This is a genomic window from Halalkalibaculum sp. DA384 (genome assembly GCF_043951955.1).
Classification (GTDB): Bacteria; Bacteroidota; Rhodothermia; order Balneolales; family Balneolaceae; genus JAMQKA01.
The window spans coordinates 81,638-97,312 of sequence record NZ_JBINJE010000011.1 but is presented as its reverse complement, the minus strand read 5'-3'; the positions used below and the strand labels follow the sequence as shown (position 1 = coordinate 97,312).

Annotated in this window: 14 protein-coding genes; 8 read left to right on the top strand and 6 right to left on the bottom strand. The window is 49.9% G+C overall.

Annotated features, from left to right (window positions below; translation table 11 throughout):
- Nucleotides 1-118: 118 nt before the first annotated feature.
- Nucleotides 119-1,144 (bottom strand): glycosyltransferase family 2 protein, encoded by a 1,026-nt coding sequence (locus ACG2E4_RS08510; RefSeq protein ID WP_395259727.1) that lies wholly within the window; start codon nt 1,142-1,144, stop codon nt 119-121.
- A gap of 134 nt (nt 1,145-1,278) precedes the next feature.
- On the opposite strand from ACG2E4_RS08510, the gene ACG2E4_RS08505 reads away from it, so the two are divergent.
- Complete coding sequence (locus ACG2E4_RS08505) at nt 1,279-1,785, top strand: metallophosphoesterase family protein (RefSeq protein ID WP_395276263.1); 507 nt, start codon at nt 1,279-1,281, stop codon at nt 1,783-1,785.
- 224 nt (nt 1,786-2,009) lie between these two features.
- On the opposite strand, the gene ACG2E4_RS08500 is transcribed toward ACG2E4_RS08505, so the two are convergent.
- Nucleotides 2,010-3,485 carry a phytoene desaturase family protein gene (locus ACG2E4_RS08500; RefSeq protein ID WP_395276262.1) on the bottom strand — a complete coding sequence of 492 codons (1,476 nt, stop codon included), beginning with the start codon at nt 3,483-3,485 and terminating at the stop codon, nt 2,010-2,012.
- A 161-nt stretch (nt 3,486-3,646) separates the two neighbouring features.
- Between ACG2E4_RS08500 and ACG2E4_RS08495 the strand changes: the two genes are divergently transcribed.
- Nucleotides 3,647-4,801 (top strand): lactonase family protein, encoded by a 1,155-nt coding sequence (locus tag ACG2E4_RS08495; protein WP_395276261.1) that lies wholly within the window; start codon nt 3,647-3,649, stop codon nt 4,799-4,801.
- 54 nt (nt 4,802-4,855) lie between these two features.
- Here ACG2E4_RS08495 and rlmD read toward each other — a convergent pair whose 3' ends face one another.
- The 4 genes from rlmD to ACG2E4_RS08475 form a co-directional block, all read right to left on the bottom strand.
- The gene (gene rlmD / locus ACG2E4_RS08490) at nt 4,856-6,265 is read right to left on the bottom strand and encodes a 23S rRNA (uracil(1939)-C(5))-methyltransferase RlmD (protein ID WP_395276260.1); all 1,410 of its coding nucleotides are present in this window, start codon (nt 6,263-6,265) and stop codon (nt 4,856-4,858) included.
- 18 nt (nt 6,266-6,283) lie between these two features.
- Complete coding sequence (locus tag ACG2E4_RS08485; RefSeq protein WP_395259732.1) at nt 6,284-6,835, bottom strand: Crp/Fnr family transcriptional regulator; 552 nt, start codon at nt 6,833-6,835, stop codon at nt 6,284-6,286.
- Nucleotides 6,836-7,015: 180 nt separating this feature from the next.
- A complete protein-coding gene (locus ACG2E4_RS08480) occupies nt 7,016-9,394 on the bottom strand; it encodes a BamA/TamA family outer membrane protein (RefSeq protein WP_395276259.1) in 2,379 nt (792 codons plus the stop codon).
- A gap of 108 nt (nt 9,395-9,502) precedes the next feature.
- A complete protein-coding gene (locus ACG2E4_RS08475; RefSeq protein ID WP_310685746.1) occupies nt 9,503-9,757 on the bottom strand; it encodes a DUF2795 domain-containing protein in 255 nt (84 codons plus the stop codon).
- Nucleotides 9,758-9,951: 194 nt separating this feature from the next.
- On the opposite strand from ACG2E4_RS08475, the gene tatA reads away from it, so the two are divergent.
- From tatA to ACG2E4_RS08445, 6 genes are all read left to right on the top strand, one after another.
- Nucleotides 9,952-10,197, top strand: a complete 246-nt coding sequence (tatA, locus tag ACG2E4_RS08470) for a twin-arginine translocase TatA/TatE family subunit (protein ID WP_395259734.1) — start codon at nt 9,952-9,954, stop codon at nt 10,195-10,197.
- Nucleotides 10,198-10,207: 10 nt separating this feature from the next.
- Nucleotides 10,208-11,755: an amidase family protein gene (locus ACG2E4_RS08465; protein ID WP_395259735.1), complete on the top strand. Its 1,548-nt coding sequence runs from the start codon at nt 10,208-10,210 to the stop codon at nt 11,753-11,755.
- 3 nt (nt 11,756-11,758) lie between these two features.
- A complete protein-coding gene (locus tag ACG2E4_RS08460; protein WP_395259736.1) occupies nt 11,759-12,529 on the top strand; it encodes an SDR family NAD(P)-dependent oxidoreductase in 771 nt (256 codons plus the stop codon).
- On the top strand, nt 12,519-13,517 hold the full coding sequence (locus ACG2E4_RS08455) for a M28 family peptidase (protein ID WP_395276258.1): 999 nt from the start codon (nt 12,519-12,521) through the stop codon (nt 13,515-13,517). Before ACG2E4_RS08460 ends, ACG2E4_RS08455 begins: the two co-directional genes overlap by 11 nt.
- A 163-nt stretch (nt 13,518-13,680) precedes the next feature.
- On the top strand, nt 13,681-14,532 hold the full coding sequence (prmA, locus tag ACG2E4_RS08450) for a 50S ribosomal protein L11 methyltransferase (RefSeq protein WP_395259738.1): 852 nt from the start codon (nt 13,681-13,683) through the stop codon (nt 14,530-14,532).
- 2 nt (nt 14,533-14,534) lie between these two features.
- Complete coding sequence (locus tag ACG2E4_RS08445; RefSeq protein ID WP_395259739.1) at nt 14,535-15,461, top strand: Ppx/GppA family phosphatase; 927 nt, start codon at nt 14,535-14,537, stop codon at nt 15,459-15,461.
- Nucleotides 15,462-15,675 lie beyond the last annotated feature (214 nt).

The following is a 15,675-nucleotide window of genomic DNA, read 5'->3' as shown; positions in this document are numbered from 1 at the left end:
CGAGATATTATGAAATCCCCACGTTTTGTGGTGTTGTTTTGACAATGTCTGGACGCTGCTCAAGGTCAACGCCAGGGCGTGGGCGGAATCGCGGCGTTACCGTTTAACAGGTAGAAAATTATTCGCCCAAAAGCTCAAAAAACCGGCGCTTTTTTTTGAGAAAATATTGCCATACCAGGTTCACTTCCAGCAGGGGAGGCGGGTCTTCATGGTTTGTCCTCGCTTCCTGCAGTCTTTTTCTTTTCCGGAGGACCTGGGGAAACAGCTTCCAAAAATGCAGGTGAGCCCGCACAATGGCGATTACCTCCCGCCATTCGCCCGTTAGTAGTGATCGCAACGCCGCAAGAATATCCAATGCGTAGCGAACGGAAAATCGCCAGGGCAGCGTTCGGGTGCTGCAGTTTTTCCAGAGCATCGTCAGGTTGTTTCGGTAATTGTAATAGATTTTGCGGGGAGATCCCATCGGCATGGAACCGCCGCCCAGGTGATATACTGTACTTTCAGGGCAGTATCGCACTGTGTATCCTCGATTCCAGAGCTGCCAGCATAGATCAATCTCCTCCATGTGAAACTCAAAATCCTCGTCAAAGCCTCCCAGTTCTTCAAACTGTTTTTTGCGGATCGCCAGTGCCGCACCGCTGGCCCAGAAAATTTCTGTGGAAACGTCGTACTGCCCGTCATCCTTTTCCACGGTATCAAAAATACGTCCCCGGCAGAACGGGTACCCATACCGGTCCAGGAATCCACCGGCCGCCCCGGCATACTCAAACTCACCGGGATTGCTGAACGAGCGCATTTTGGGTTGCAGCGCCGCCGCTTCCGGGTGCTGCTCAAAGCAGTCGTTGAGATGGGAAATCCAGTCGGGCTCGACCCGTACATCATTATTCAAAAACACCAGAATATCCCCGCTGGCATGGGCAGCCCCGCGATTGTTACCCCCGCAATAGCCGTAGTTTTCATCAAATATTGCCACGGAAATTTCCGGGAAATTTTCGTTTACCCACTCTTTTGAACCGTCGGTGGATGCATTATCTGCCAGAATGATTTCAAGGTCGGGATAATTTGTTTCAGCAACAGAAGGTAAAAAGGTTTTCAGGTGATTGAGGGCGTTCCACGATACAATGATAATACTAAAACTGTACATCTACCACGTTTTGAAGTATGAAAATATGGTTGTTTATTAAACAAAAATTTGAATTGCTTTAGGTTATTTACAACTGCTCAAAACATCCCTATTATAAGTTCCATTATGAAGGGCAATATGGGAAAGAATTTATAATGAAAAAAGTTGGTTTAATATCCGATACCCACAACTATCTGGATCCACAGGTATTCGAATATTTTAAAGACTGTGACGAGATATGGCACGCCGGGGATTTTGGCGACATGAACGTTATCCGTGAGCTAAAGAAAATTGCACCAGTTGTCGGGGTATATGGGAATATCGATGGACAGGATATTCGGCGGGAGTACCCGCAACACCAACGGTTTGAGGTTGAAGGCGTCGACGTCTGGATGACCCATATCGGGGGCACACTCGGGCGGTACTGCATACCGATCCGCAAGGAGATGGAAAGTGATCCCCCGGACATGTTTATTTGCGGCCACTCGCATATCCTGAAAATCGGTCGCGACGAGGAAAAGGGAAATATGCTGTTTGTAAATCCCGGTGCCGCAGGCCGACACGGGTTCCAGGTGTACCGAACCTGCGTGCGTTTTGAAATTGATGCCGGAAAGATTCAAAATATGGAGGTCATCAACCTTGGCACGATGGGAGAGGATTAGGCGCAATGGGTCACGAGTAATGGGTAATATTAGAAGCTTATTTTAAGCTGATTGCTCGAATTGCATCAAATATTGCGTATTCCGTATTGTCATAAGCCAATTTCTTGCAAAACTGCCAAAGTAGTAAGGAATACGCAGTACGCAATACATCTTTCTAATTAAGCAATTTTACGTTAAAACTGCTTACTATCCCTTACTCCTTACTCATCAATCATCACTCGTTACTAAACCTCATACCTGTTAATAAGTTCACAGGCATGCATTGCCGACAGAATTACCAGTGGAATGCCGCCACCCGGATGTGTGCTCCCGCCGGTAAGATAAAGCCCTTCCACATTACGTGCCTTGTTGGCCGGGCGCATAAATGCCGCCATCCGGCTGTTGGAGGAGGTCCCGTAGATGCTTCCCTTGTTGGACCGGTATTTTTGATAAAAATCCTGTGGCGTAATAATTTTTTCATACCGTATCGATGCCCCCAGCCCGGTGAGTCCCCGGCTTTCTAGCACCTGTTTGATGTGGCGCGCATAGGCGGCACGCCCTGAAGACCAGTCATATCGTTCACTCAGGTAGGGAGCGTTAACCAGCACAAACAGGTTGGAACCACCCGCAATCGCGTGGCCCGGATCCGAATAGGAGGTGTTGGCGATGTAAATTGTGGGATCTTTTGCCGGAACCCGATCTTTAAAAATAGCTTCGAACTCCTTCTCATAACTGTCCGAAAAGAAGACGTTGTGATGCCTGAGCTGGTTGTACGAGCGATCCAGTCCCAACAAAAGCACAAAACCGGAGCAGGAGGGCTCGGTGTTGGCGATTATCTTTTTTTTGAGCGATGATCCCGAACGGTCAGGCAGCAGGTGGAGGTAGGTTTCGGAGGCATCCGAATTCGATAGTACGATATCGAATTGTTCTTTGGTCCCGTCGTATAGCTCGATTCCCCGTACGCGTCCCCGTTCCGTATTGATCGCCGTGACTTCAGTATCCATGATGAACCGGGCGCCATTTTTTTTAGCCAGCGCAGCCAGCGCTTCCGCAATTCTATAGATTCCATCCTTCACATAGTATCCGCCGCGATTGATCTCAACGTGAGGAATGACATTCAGGGTGGCGGGGGCCTGGAACGGGGAAGAGCCGTTGTAGGTGGCAAAACGCTTAAAAAAGCGCCGCAGGTAGTCGGACTGAAAATACTTGTCCACGCGGGCACTTACGGTGCTAACGGCATCGATGCGGGCCAGGTCGGCAAGATTGACCTCGCTGAGGTCCGATATATCAAACAGTGGATTGAAAAGAAACGAAGAGGAGGTCTTTTGGAAAAGCTGCTTGGCGTACCCCAGGAATTCGGTGTAGGCCTCCTCATCCTCGGGTGCAATGCGGGCGATCTCTGCAAGAGACCGTTTCTGGTCTTCGAAATTGTCGAAGGTGGTTCCATCCCGGAAGAAGTACCGGCACAGGGGATTCAGCGGTTCAAGCTGAAGATACTCCTCCATCCGCTCTCCACAGTCGCTGAACAGTCTTTCCAGCAGTTCGGGGAGCGTCAGCAGGCTTGGGCCGGTGTCGAAACGGAAACCCCCGGCTCGAATTTCGTTCATCTTGCCGCCCACGGTTTCATTTTTCTCGTAGACCGTGACGCTGTGATTGTCTTTCGCCAGCAGGGAAGCGGCGGCCAGTCCGCCTATTCCCGCCCCGATGACCGCAATGTTCATATCTGAATTCGGTATAGTGAATTGTGCAAGTATTGGATTCCTTTCTTCATCCCAAAATATCCCAAAATCGTTCGATCTAAAATATAATCTGCATTGGATTCCCAGGCGCATGAGTAGTACTTTCAATGGGAATGACAAGATCAATTTCAGGAATCCGAAACATGCGTGCAGCACGAGTCGTCTTTTTAATAATATTTTCCTCTCTTTTTGTATTAAACTGTTCGCAACAACAGGAAGCGAGCGAAGCCCAGGAATTTTACCTGTTCGTCGGAACCTACACCGGAGAGGGAAGTGAGGGGATTTACCTGTACAGGTTCAACTCGTCTGAAGGATCGGTGAGTCCGTTGATTGAAACCGCGCGAGTTGAAAATCCGTCATACCTGGCTATCTCACCCGATCACACTAACCTGTATGCCGTAAATGAGATGGGCGGGGCTGCCCCCGACTCCATCAGCTCCTTCTCCTTTGACAAGGAGACCGGTGACCTCAGGCTGATAAACAAGCAGTCAAGTGAAGGCGGGGGACCTTGCTACGTTTCGGTTGACCGCACCGGGAAGGCGGTATTTGCCGGGAATTATTCCGGGGGATCGCTGGCTATGCTGCCGGTACGAGAGGACGGGGGACTTCGGGAAGCGAAAGCAGCTATTCAACACACAGGTAGCAGTGTGAATGAGTCCAGGCAGCAGCGCCCCCATGTGCACTGTACCTACATTTCCCCGGATAACAGGCGCCTGTTTGTAAATGATCTCGGTACGGACAAAGTAGTCGGATACGCGTTTGATGACGAGCAGGTTGTCCTTGAGGAGACCCCTTCGTCCGTGTACGAGGCCGATCCCGGTGCGGGTCCACGTCACCTGACCTTCCATCCCAGCGGGGAGTATGCCTACCTGGTGAATGAGCTAAACGGCACCGTCGTGGCTTTTGAATATACGGATGATGGGCGCCTGGAAACCAGGCAAACCCTTTCAACACTGCCCGAGGAGTATGAAGGCGCCATATCGGGAGCCGACATCCATGTGTCACCGGACGGTAAATACCTGTACGTATCAAACAGAGAGGATCTCAACAACATCGTTATTTACGCTATCGATCAAGGCGACGGCACACTGAGGAAGGCAGGTTCCCATTCCTCCGGTGGCGTTCACCCGCGCAACTTTGTGATCGATCCGACGGGAGCATTTTTGCTTGTAGCCAACCGCCATACCGACAATATCGTGGTTTTCAAGCGCAACCGGGAAACCGGACTGATCACGCCCACGGGAACTGAACTTGAAGTTTCGCAACCGGTATGCCTGAAAATGATTCCTGTTCAATAAATTCCCTGCCTGTCAAAAGAGGAGGGTGGAGATCGACATTTGCAGGCTCCTTTTCTACTCTCTCAACCGCAGATTTGCAACCGTCTCGATATGGTAGGTCTGGGGAAACATGTCGACAGGCTGTACCTCGAGGATATCGTACACCTCATTGAGCTCCTTGAGATCGCGTGCCATAGTTGAGCTGTTGCAGCTCACATACACCAGCCTGGGGACTTTAAGCTTGTTCAGGTACGCCACGACATCGGGATGCATCCCCGAGCGCGGAGGATCGGTTACGATACAGTCTGGCGATCCGAATTCGGCAACGATCGACTGGTTGAACACATCACGCATGTCACCTTTGACAAATTCCACATTTTCCACGCCGTTATTTTTGGCATTGGTCCGGGCGTTTTCAATGGCAACCTCCACATTTTCGATGCCCACTACGTGGCCGGCCATTTCACTCATAAAAAGGCTCAGTGTTCCCACCCCGCAGTACAGATCAAAAAGCAGATCACCAGATTTTAGATCGGCAAATGAGCGCGCTGTTTCGTACAGGCGTTCAGCCTGCTCCGTGTTGGTCTGGAAAAAGGCGTTGGCATCGATACTAAAACGATAACCCCCGATCGAATCCACGATATGTCCGGGGCCATGCAACACTTTCTCATAGCGGCCCACGGCCGTTGGACTCTTGGTGTCATTTATATTGTTGATGATGGTGGTGATACGGGGAAACTGCTCTAAAAGCGCGTCGGCCATCGCCTGCATTATCTCCTCGTCATCTCTGAATGTGACCAGGTTCACCATCAGGTCATCCGTGTGAGCGGCATTCCGGATAACCACATTTCGCATAAAGCCTTTATTGTCAATCGTATTAAATGGCGCAATATCGTGTTCTGTACAGTAGCTGCGCACAAAATCCAGTATTTCATAGGAGATTGGCTCCTGCAGGTGACACTCCTGCAAGTTCAGAATTTTGTCGTATCGTCCCGGGGCATGCAGTCCCGCCGCAAAACAACGGTCGCTCACATACTCATCCCGTTCTATTTCCTCTCTGCTTAACCACCGCTTGTGCCCGATTGAATATTCCATCTTATTTCGATAATAAAATGTTTTATCACAACCGATTACCGGGTTCACCTCAAGTTCTTTTAATCCGCCGATTCGTTCCATGTGATCTTGTACCTGGCCCTGTTTGAACTCGAGCTGAGAGGCGTAGTCAACATGCTGCCAGCTGCATCCCCCGCACATCCGGGCGTGCCCGCACCTCGGTTCAATACGCCTGGGTCCCTCTTCAATCACTTCCAGGAGCTTGGCCTCGCAGTAATTTTTTTTGCGTTTAATAATGCGGGCCCTAACCCGGTCGCCGGGAGTGGTATTGGGCACAAACACGGCCAGGCCATCGACCTTGGCTATTCCCTTGCCCTTGAAAGCCGTAGATTCGATATCGAGCTCAACATCAGCTCCTTTTTTCAGTTTCATATAATTTTATCCTGGAGATTATAAAATTTGCTTTTCCCTTTCGGCGTCGTAGTACGTGGAGAACTGAATAGAAAAAGCTTTGGCAACACCCTTTGCCTCTACCAGCGCCTTGGTCGTTTTTTCAAGCTGTTTCATCGCTATCATGGCGAGTGTCTCCAGGAATTTGACGGCAATTTTGGGATGCCGGTCCCGGAGCGTCTCAAAGTCGGGTTTAAAAAAACCGAGCAGCACGGAGTCCGTAAGGCATTTGGCCGAGGACATTCGTCGAAGTTCATACCCTATGGAAAGGGCACCAAAGCTTTCCGGGGCTTCAATAAGGTAAGTATTGGTATCTTCATCAGAGCCCGGTTCAGGTTCTACCACAAGCTGCACCTTTCCTTCCTCGAGGAAATACATGCCGGTGCCCGGATCCCCCTGGTAGTAGATAAATTCTCCCTCATTATAATTCCTGCGATGACATAACTGCAGAAATTCATAGCGTTCCATGGGGGTGAGATTGTCCAGGAATCTAGACTTAAAAACAATTTGTGCCTGTTTCTTTATCGTCTTGAACCGATCAAATCCGAACATAATACTCAATTAAGTTATAGTACCGTTGCAACAGAACTGTAATGTAATCAATTTTCGATACCGTCTGCTACTGTTGTTAAAGATCGTATGGTACGGGTAAAATACTGATTGCAGGCGTCGACAACGATACTTGCCAACAGAACGTTTATCGTTTCTCCAGCAATCACTGGTGCCGTGAGTCTAGAAAGAATGCCCGATACCAAAACTAAAATAGAGTTTTTTATTGGTAAACCAGCTTTCTGTCGGAGCCAGGTCATGTATGCGAAAAGCAAAATCAAAACGGACGACCAGATATTCCCAATCAAGCCGCAGTCCCACCCCGGAGCCGACGGCAATCTGCTTGTAGAACTCATCAATATAAAATTTCCCTTCATTCAGCAGGTCCTGGGACTGGCCGCCCCTGAACGAGTTCCGGGGACCATACCAGACGTTTCCGGCGTCAGTGAACCAGGCCCCGATCCAGTCGGCCGAAAGGAAGTTGGAGATCATGGTTTGGCGTACCTCAGCCTGGCCAACCAACTTAATTTCTCCGCCGACGACGGGAGGAGTTCCTTCAATGGCGATGCCTCCCGGCCCCAAACTGTTGAAATCCCAGCCCCGGATGTCATTGCTCCCCCCGGCAAAGAACCGCTGGTTAAGCGGAATGCTGCTGCTGCCCCCAAACGGCTGGGCAAAACCTGCAAATCCCCGGTAGGAGAAGACTGCATCGTTTGACAGGGGAACATAACGCCTGTAATCGGCGGTAAGTTTTAAAAATCGGCTGTACGAAAGACTGTTATTGCTGATACGGGCGGGAGAGGGGAGGTTGCCTTCCAGCGTGTCAGGGGTGACAAAATAACGATCGATCAGGTGGGGGATGTTTCCGCCCAGCGCTACGGAATATTCGCTGTAATAGCCCCTGTTCCGCTGGATCAGATCGGTATTCTGGCTTCGGAAAGTATAGCGCAGGATCGAGGAAACCTGGGGGCGAAAGTCTTCCAGCAGCCGCCGGTATTCAAACGAGGTAGTATCAAATTGCTGGATTAGAGACTGGCGAAACTGTTCGGACGGGTCGGAGTCGAGCACATCCAGTTCAACCAAGTCGAGAAAGCTCGTAAATCGCTCATTATGGTTTACTACGTAGCGGAGGTTGAAACGCACATCCGAGTTTACATCGAAGAATAGCTGGTTGGAACGGGCCAGCGAAAGGGAATACTGCGTGCGGGAGTTCGAAAAAAACAGGTTGTCATCGAGACCGGCAAAGGGGAATATCAGCCGGGGCAGGGAGTAGTCGCCGCGCACTTCAAAGCTGCGGAACAGCTGGTCGCCCCCGCCAAAAGTCTCATCCAGATTTTGCAGGGTTTCTGAGCCCACGTATTCAAAACTTCCGTTCAGCGAAACCTGCAGGTTTTCCGCTTTTCCAAAAAGGTTGTTATTGGTGTAGGTAACGCCGGCTCCTGAACCGAATCCGTATCGCCGGAGGCCAAATAGGTTGAAGTTGAAAGAATGCTTGGGAAGGGTTTGCAGGGAAAAGAGAACAGGAATCTCGGGTTTGGAATAATCGGGCAGCGAACCATCCTCACTCAGTCCAAATTCGCGGATATTGAGCATCCCGAGGTTTTGAAACTCGTTGACCGTACGCACATACCGGTTGTTATCAAACACTTCTCCCGGTTTGAACAACAGCTGATCAGTCAACAGGCTAAACTTGGTTTGCGCCTCCGCCTCTTTTTGTAGAAATATTTTTTTGCCCCCGCTGGTGTACGGTTCGCCTGTCAGGGTATCGGCATGTTCATATCTTGTTTGCGCATCCGGACCCCGGAGGTTGATCGACAGGTCACCGAAATGGTACAAATTGCCGGGATTTATATAGAACAGTACATCCAGCTGGTGATTGTCGGAGGGATCCCGTTTGATCTGAGCCAGCACCGAGTCGCGCTGTACAGAGGCATACCCGTTGTTCTTCAAAAAATTTATAATTCGGTTTCGCTCGTTGTTAAGAGCGTTTTCAGAATACGCACGATTTACCGAAAACGTGGTGTCATTTATTGGCTCCCGGGTCATTTCGCTGTCCAGGTAGAAATCAGAAATCAGTTCCGGATCCGGAAACTCCGGCATCCCCGAATACGAGATGGTTTGTACCCGCGACTGCTGACCCTCGTTAATCAGGAAAGAGACCTCTACCTTGTTGGGACTGAACTCCACAATATTGGTATCCACCGAAGCCTCCAGGTAGCCGATCGATTCATAATAGCGACGGATACGCTCCATGTCGGTTTCTACGGTTTCAGGTACCAGGTAGGCCGGGGGCTCTCCAAATCGTTTGGTAAGTTTCCAGATAAAATACCAGGGCGTGAAGCGGGGAATACCGAGAAACTCGCGGTTGGTATGGGTGCGAATCAGGGTCTCAAGCGTGTTGTCTTTCACATTGTCATTGCCGACAAAACGGATGACACGCACCACATTTTGAGTGGTATCGGCCTGTTGAACTTGCGCATCTTGTGCGTATAATTCAGCCTGTAAGACCGAAAAGGAGAGCATCATTCCCAAAAAGAATGTACACGCAACACTTCTAAACAAGATAGAATGAAAATCAGAGTTCGGTTTTAATTTACAAAAAACGGTTGTCCCGTTAACGGAACAACCGCGTAAAGATATGGAATAAACCGATTGTTTATCGATCAATATCTATACATCATCGTAGTCGAAGCCTTCATCCTCTTCATTATGGAAGAAATCTTCCTTACGAATATAGTCCGGCCAGATATCCTCAATGCCTTCATAGACCATATCTTCGCCTTCCTCTATTTCATCCAGTTCGTACAGGTTGTCGATCACCTGTTGTTGCAGGCCATTGCGTTCGGCCCATTCAATGAGTTCTTCACGGGTTGCAGGAAATGGAGCGTCGTCTAAAGCTGCCGCTAATTCTACAGTCCAAATCATGTTTCTTTTACTTCTTGTTGATTTATTTAGTGTGTTTTAACTTCCAATGCACCTTATAAAAAGGATTGTGCAATAAAATTCAAGTCTTTTCTTTAATAAAGAGCGAAATATTTTTAATAGTCAACTGAAAGGTGTAAAAAACTTTTGTTATCTTTAATCATCTCATACTAAAACCAAATTAAAAGAGGAATATTATGCTAGGTGGATTAGGCGGAACTGAAATCCTTGTGATCTTACTCGTAATTCTGCTGTTTTTCGGTGCCAAAAAGATACCCGAACTTGCTCGCGGAATCGGACAGGGAATAAATGAGTTCAAAAAGGCTTCTGATCAGATCAAAAAGGAAATTGAAGAGGGTGAGAAGGAATCATTTGGCTCCCACAACAACACGCAGAGTCAAACGGAACCCAAGAAGCAACCTCAGAAACAAACTGAAAATTAAGATTTAACCATTGGATTTTAGACGTATTGCCGACAACCGAAAGGCTGTCAAAACCGGAGAGTATTCACTTCAGGAAATTGTACGCCATTATGCCGACAATATTGAGCAAAGAAATCCCGAAATAAATGCGGTGGTTTCTCTTGATGCGGAGCAGGCTATTGCGGATGCAGAACGCATCGATAAGAAAATACACAACGGGGATGCCGGCAAGCTGGCCGGTGCCGTGATTGGTATCAAGGATCTGATCTGTGAGAAAGACAAGCAGGTTACCTGCGCCTCCAACATCCTTTCCAATTTTGAAAGCATCTACGACGCCACAGTGGTGGAACGCCTGAAAGAGGAAGATGCCATCTTGCTGGGCCGCCTGAATATGGATGAATTTGCAATGGGCTCTTCGAATGAGAACACCATTTACGATCCCGTCCGAAATCCGCACGACACGGACAAAGTTCCGGGCGGTTCTTCGGGAGGCAGCGCGGCCGCCGTGGCGGCAGAATTCAGCACGGCAACGCTTGGGTCCGACACCGGGGGATCTATTCGACAGCCCGCCTCCTACTGCGGCGTGGTGGGGGTTAAACCGACATATGGTCGCGTCTCGCGCTACGGGCTCGTCGCATACGCTTCATCATTTGACTGCATCGGACCCTTGGCCAACAATGTGGAAGATGCGGCAAGAGTTCTAGAAGTAATCTCCGGCTATGATGATAATGACAACACCTCCTCCAGCCGAACGGTACCGGATTACCAATCATTTGTGAAAGAACCGCAGGCCAATATCAAGATCGGGGTACCGGAAGAGTATTTCGGAGACGGGCTGGATGCAGAGATCCGGGACGGGATAAAAAGCCGGCTCAAGGATCTCGAACAGGAGGGGGTGGAGCTTGTTCCGATCCACCTGCCTCACATGAAATATGGTATCGCCACCTATTATATCCTGGCCACGGCCGAAGCCTCTAGCAACCTGGCCCGCTACGATGGCATCCGCTACGGGCACCGGGCCGATATTAAAGATGTGAAAGAGGAACTCCGCAAGGAGAAGGAGGCTCTCAAGGAGCAGATGGAGCTGGCCGGCGGTGAGGAGAAGGTACGGTTGGGAAAAGAGCTTGAAGACCTGGATTCCGCCCTGATACGGCTCTACAAAAAAAGCCGTACCGAAGGGTTCGGAACCGAGGTGAAACGGCGTATCATGCTTGGCACCTACGTCCTCAGTGCCGGCTACTACGACGCCTATTACGGGAAAGCGCAAAAGGTCCGGCGCCTCATCAAGGAAGATTTTACCCAGGCGTTTCAGGATGTGGATGTGATTGTCTCCCCGACGGCTCCGACCACGGCCTTCGATATCGGTTCAAAGACCGACGACCCGCTCCAGATGTACCTGAATGACGTCTATACCATTACGGCCAACCTGGCGGGGATCTGCGGCATAAATGTGCCGGCCGGAACCCATTCCAACGGGTTGCCATATGGCCTCCAGTTTATGGCCGATACCTTTGAGGAGGGTAAATTATTAAATGCCGCCCGGCTAATTGAACGACAATCTGAAGTTGAAACTATTTAAGTTTTGAAGAATCGGATCAAGGACAACTGGGTAGTCATAACAGGTGCTACTGCCGGAATCGGCAGGTCGGCCGCCTGGCAGTTTGGAGAATATGAATGCAATCTCGCTCTGACCGGGCGCCGCCGGGAACGACTGGAGACGCTTAAAAAAGAGCTGGAAGAAGCCTATCCCATCCAGGTTCATATCAGCAGTTTCGACATCCGTGACCGCCAGGCATGCCGCGACTTTCTAGATTCACTTGAACAGCCGGTCGATATTTTGGTGAACAACGCGGGATTGGCGCTGGGCATGGATGCCGTCTACGAAGCTGATTTGGATGACTGGGATACCATGATTGACACAAACGTCAAGGGGCTGTTGACGATGATACGGCTGGTTTCAGAGCAGATGAAGCGGCGAGATCATGGGCACATTATTAATCTCGGATCAACCGCTTCCCACACCGGGTATGCAGGCGGTTCTGTTTACTGCGCCACTAAACACGCCGTGAAAGCGATTACGGAAGCCGCAAAAAAGGATCTTCACGGCACCTCGGTGCGGGTCAGCATGATCTCCCCGGGAGCGGTAGAAACCGAATTCAGCAAGGTTCGTTTCAAGGGAGATGAAGAACAGGCGGATGAAGTGTATGAAGGTATGCAGCCACTGACACCCCGGGACATTGCTGAAATTATCGTATTTGTTGCCAACCGTCCTCCTCATGTCAATATCATTGATACCATCATCTATTCAATCAACCAGTCATCCGCCACGATGATATATCGCGATGATTCCTAGCACGCCACAAGATAGATGGACCATCCCGCTAATATGTTGTTTGCTCGCCTTCCTTGCCGGTTGCGGCGGGGAGCCTGTTCCCCAGGAACGACTTAATTTTGAAAGACAGGGCAGGGATGTACCGGTTTTTAATGCTGACAGTGCCTATCACTACATCCGGCAGCAGGTTGAATTCGGTCCTCGGAATCCGGGTTCAGAGGGGCATCGCCTAACAAAAGCCTATTTGATAGGTAAACTGGCAGAGGCAGCCGGGGAACGGCGGGTTTTTGCCCAGCACTTCACCCATGTCGGGTACCAGGGCGATACTTTGAGAATGAGTAACATCATTGCTGCCTTCAATCCATCGGCGAGCGACCGTATTATGCTTTGCGCTCACTGGGATACCCGACCCCGGGCCGAAAAGGATCCCGACGCCCCCGACAAACCGATTGTGGGTGCTGATGACGGGGGGAGCGGCGTTGCCGTGCTGCTGGAACTGGCTCGACTGTTTAAGGATACTCCGCCTCCCATCGGGGTGGATCTCGTCTTGTTTGACGGGGAGGATTATGGCAAAGAAGGGGAGATGGACCGCTATTTTCTCGGTTCCCGGTACTGGGCGAACAATCCGCCTGTTAAAGGATATAGCCCGCGATTTGGCATACTGCTGGATATGGTCGGCGGCCAAAATGCCCAATTCCCCAAAGAAAAAAACTCACTGCATTTCGCCCCGGCACTTGTCAACGAGCTTTGGCAAATTGCCGAAGAAAAGGGCTATTCCGACCTGTTCGTGGAGCAGGAGGGGGCCGCCATTTCAGATGATCATGTCGTAATCAACCGGATTCTGGGCATACCGACTATTGATATTATAAGGCATCAACGGGGATCCGATTCCTCTGTTCAATTCGCCCCCTACTGGCATACGCACAATGATGATATGGACATTATAAGCCGGGAGACTCTGAAAGCGGTGGGAGAGGTACTTACAGAACTCATCTACAACAGGGTCTGATTTCGTAACCTCAGAATCACTGGATACTGGCGTACGGAAATGTGCGTCGTCATTTGTAAAGCTGAGAAATATTAATCGCAATTCCTGTATCTTGCTTTATCAGCAGAAAGACCTCTTATCACCTGAATTTGCCAACTCGTCAGTCATAAACAGAACCTGAAAGTTGAAATACATTAAACTTGTTTTATCGATTAGCGACGATTACCAGGAGGCGATTATCGCAGAGCTGCTGGAGATGGAGTTTGATGCTTTTGAACAGCAGGAGGGACGACTGATAACATATGTCACAAAGGAACGATTCAGTGATGTCAGCCGGGAACGTATTGAGCATCTACTGGCGGCTTACCCTGGCAACGGGTATATCCAGTCGGAGGAGGTTGTAGCAGACCAGAACTGGAATGAAGAGTGGGAACAGACGATCAAGGCGCAGCAAATCGGCACTTTTTATGTTAAACCCACCTGGGTGACTGAAGCAGCACCCGATGATAGCATCCTGTTGGAAATAGATCCAAAGATGGCATTTGGAACGGGATACCACGAGACAACACGATTGATTCTGAAGCTGCTGCCGCAGGTCATTAAGCCGAATTACCGTGTCATGGACGCCGGAACAGGCACCGGGGTGCTGGCGATCGCCTCCGTCAAACTGGGGGCTGAACACGTCATGGCGTTCGACATTGACGAATGGAGTATCCGGAACGCCAGGGAAAATGTGCTTATTAACCAAGTGGAAAACCAGGTAACCATCAAAAAAGGCTCAATCGAAGTTGTTGAAGGGAGCCAATCCTTTGACGCGGTACTGGCCAATATCAACAGGAATACCATTATTGAACTTTTGCCTTCTCTAGTGGAGCATGTAAAACCCGGGGGGCAGTTGATCCTGTCAGGTTTGCTGATCTCCGACAGGCAGCTCATCCTCGAACAGGATATGTTGTCTGATTTTGAGCTCATGGCATCTTCGCGAGAAAATAACTGGATCGCTCTTCAGTTGAAATCCAAACCAACCACCTCCTGATCGTGTATGCCGCTATAGATATCGGAACCAATACGCTGCTGCTGCTGATAGCCGAGTATGACGGAGATAGCCTCAAGGTGATCCATGAGGAGCAGCGTATTCCGCGGCTGGGTCAAGGCGTGGACAAGCAGCGGAACCTGTCTGAGGCCTCCGTAAATCGCGTCGTCAACGCCTTGCAGGAGTATCGCCGTATCATTGATCACTACTACCCGGAAGTCGCTGATACCGTCGTTATGGCTACAAGTGCCGTACGGGATTCCGCCAACCGAAAGGAATTCAAATCGATCGTCTCCCGGGAAACGGGGTTCGATCTGCGCATACTGAGTGGAAAAGAGGAAGCCCGCTGGACGTACCTGGGCGCCCGTAGCATGCTCAGCGCAAACATAGCGCAACAGGCGGTGACTCTCGACATCGGAGGGGGAAGCTCAGAGGTGACGCTCGGGAAAGGCCATGAACTGTTGGACTACCATTCTTTTGATGTTGGATCCGTGCGCTTCACCGAGCGGTTTTTGCACTCCGATCCCCCGGGAGAGGACGAGGTCAGCCGCTGCAGGAAGGCCATTGCTGAGTCGTTTGAGCATCGCCCTTTTTCCTGGAATGGCAAAACAGAGGCGATCGGCGTCGCCGGAACGGTAACCTCCCTGGCGTTTATGGAAATTAATGCCACTGCGTATAAACCGGAAAAGCTGGCCGGCATGCGATTAACTCGAAATACGGTACAGCAATGGGTTCAGAAAATTTCACATATGAAGGCAGCCGAATTGCTGGAGGAATACCCTGTTGTGATGGAGGGGCGGGCCGATGTGTTTCTCCCGGGCATTCTTATCCTTGATGAGTTCCTGAAACGATATGATTTTGAGGAGATCGTAGTGTCAACGGGAGGGATCCGGCACGGGGCGATAATAAAACTTTTCCAGGCACAAAACTGAATGTGCAGGCTGATACAAAAGCTCAGCAGGAATTTGAAAAAATGAAGCTAATCCTCATAAAAAAGTGTTCCTTTCGGCTTGCTCCCAAAGGAACCCAAAAATCAAGGTGGTGAATGCAGCGGCGGAAAAGGTTAGTTATTTGCGGGCTGGTTATTTTTATTTGTTATTTTGTTTGAACCAATAACCAATCTCCGTTGGGCATTTTTTTAAATAT

Coding starts and splice junctions, on each gene's coding strand:
- ACG2E4_RS08510 (WP_395259727.1), bottom strand. CDS start 1,144: ATGTACAGTTTTAGTATTATCATTGTATCGTGGAACGCCCTCAATCAC.
- ACG2E4_RS08505 (WP_395276263.1), top strand. CDS start 1,279: ATGAAAAAAGTTGGTTTAATATCCGATACCCACAACTATCTGGATCCA.
- ACG2E4_RS08500 (WP_395276262.1), bottom strand. CDS start 3,485: ATGAACATTGCGGTCATCGGGGCGGGAATAGGCGGACTGGCCGCCGCT.
- ACG2E4_RS08495 (WP_395276261.1), top strand. CDS start 3,647: ATGCGTGCAGCACGAGTCGTCTTTTTAATAATATTTTCCTCTCTTTTT.
- rlmD (WP_395276260.1), bottom strand. CDS start 6,265: ATGAAACTGAAAAAAGGAGCTGATGTTGAGCTCGATATCGAATCTACG.
- ACG2E4_RS08485 (WP_395259732.1), bottom strand. CDS start 6,835: ATGTTCGGATTTGATCGGTTCAAGACGATAAAGAAACAGGCACAAATT.
- ACG2E4_RS08475 (WP_310685746.1), bottom strand. CDS start 9,757: ATGATTTGGACTGTAGAATTAGCGGCAGCTTTAGACGACGCTCCATTT.
- tatA (WP_395259734.1), top strand. CDS start 9,952: ATGCTAGGTGGATTAGGCGGAACTGAAATCCTTGTGATCTTACTCGTA.
- ACG2E4_RS08455 (WP_395276258.1), top strand. CDS start 12,519: ATGATTCCTAGCACGCCACAAGATAGATGGACCATCCCGCTAATATGT.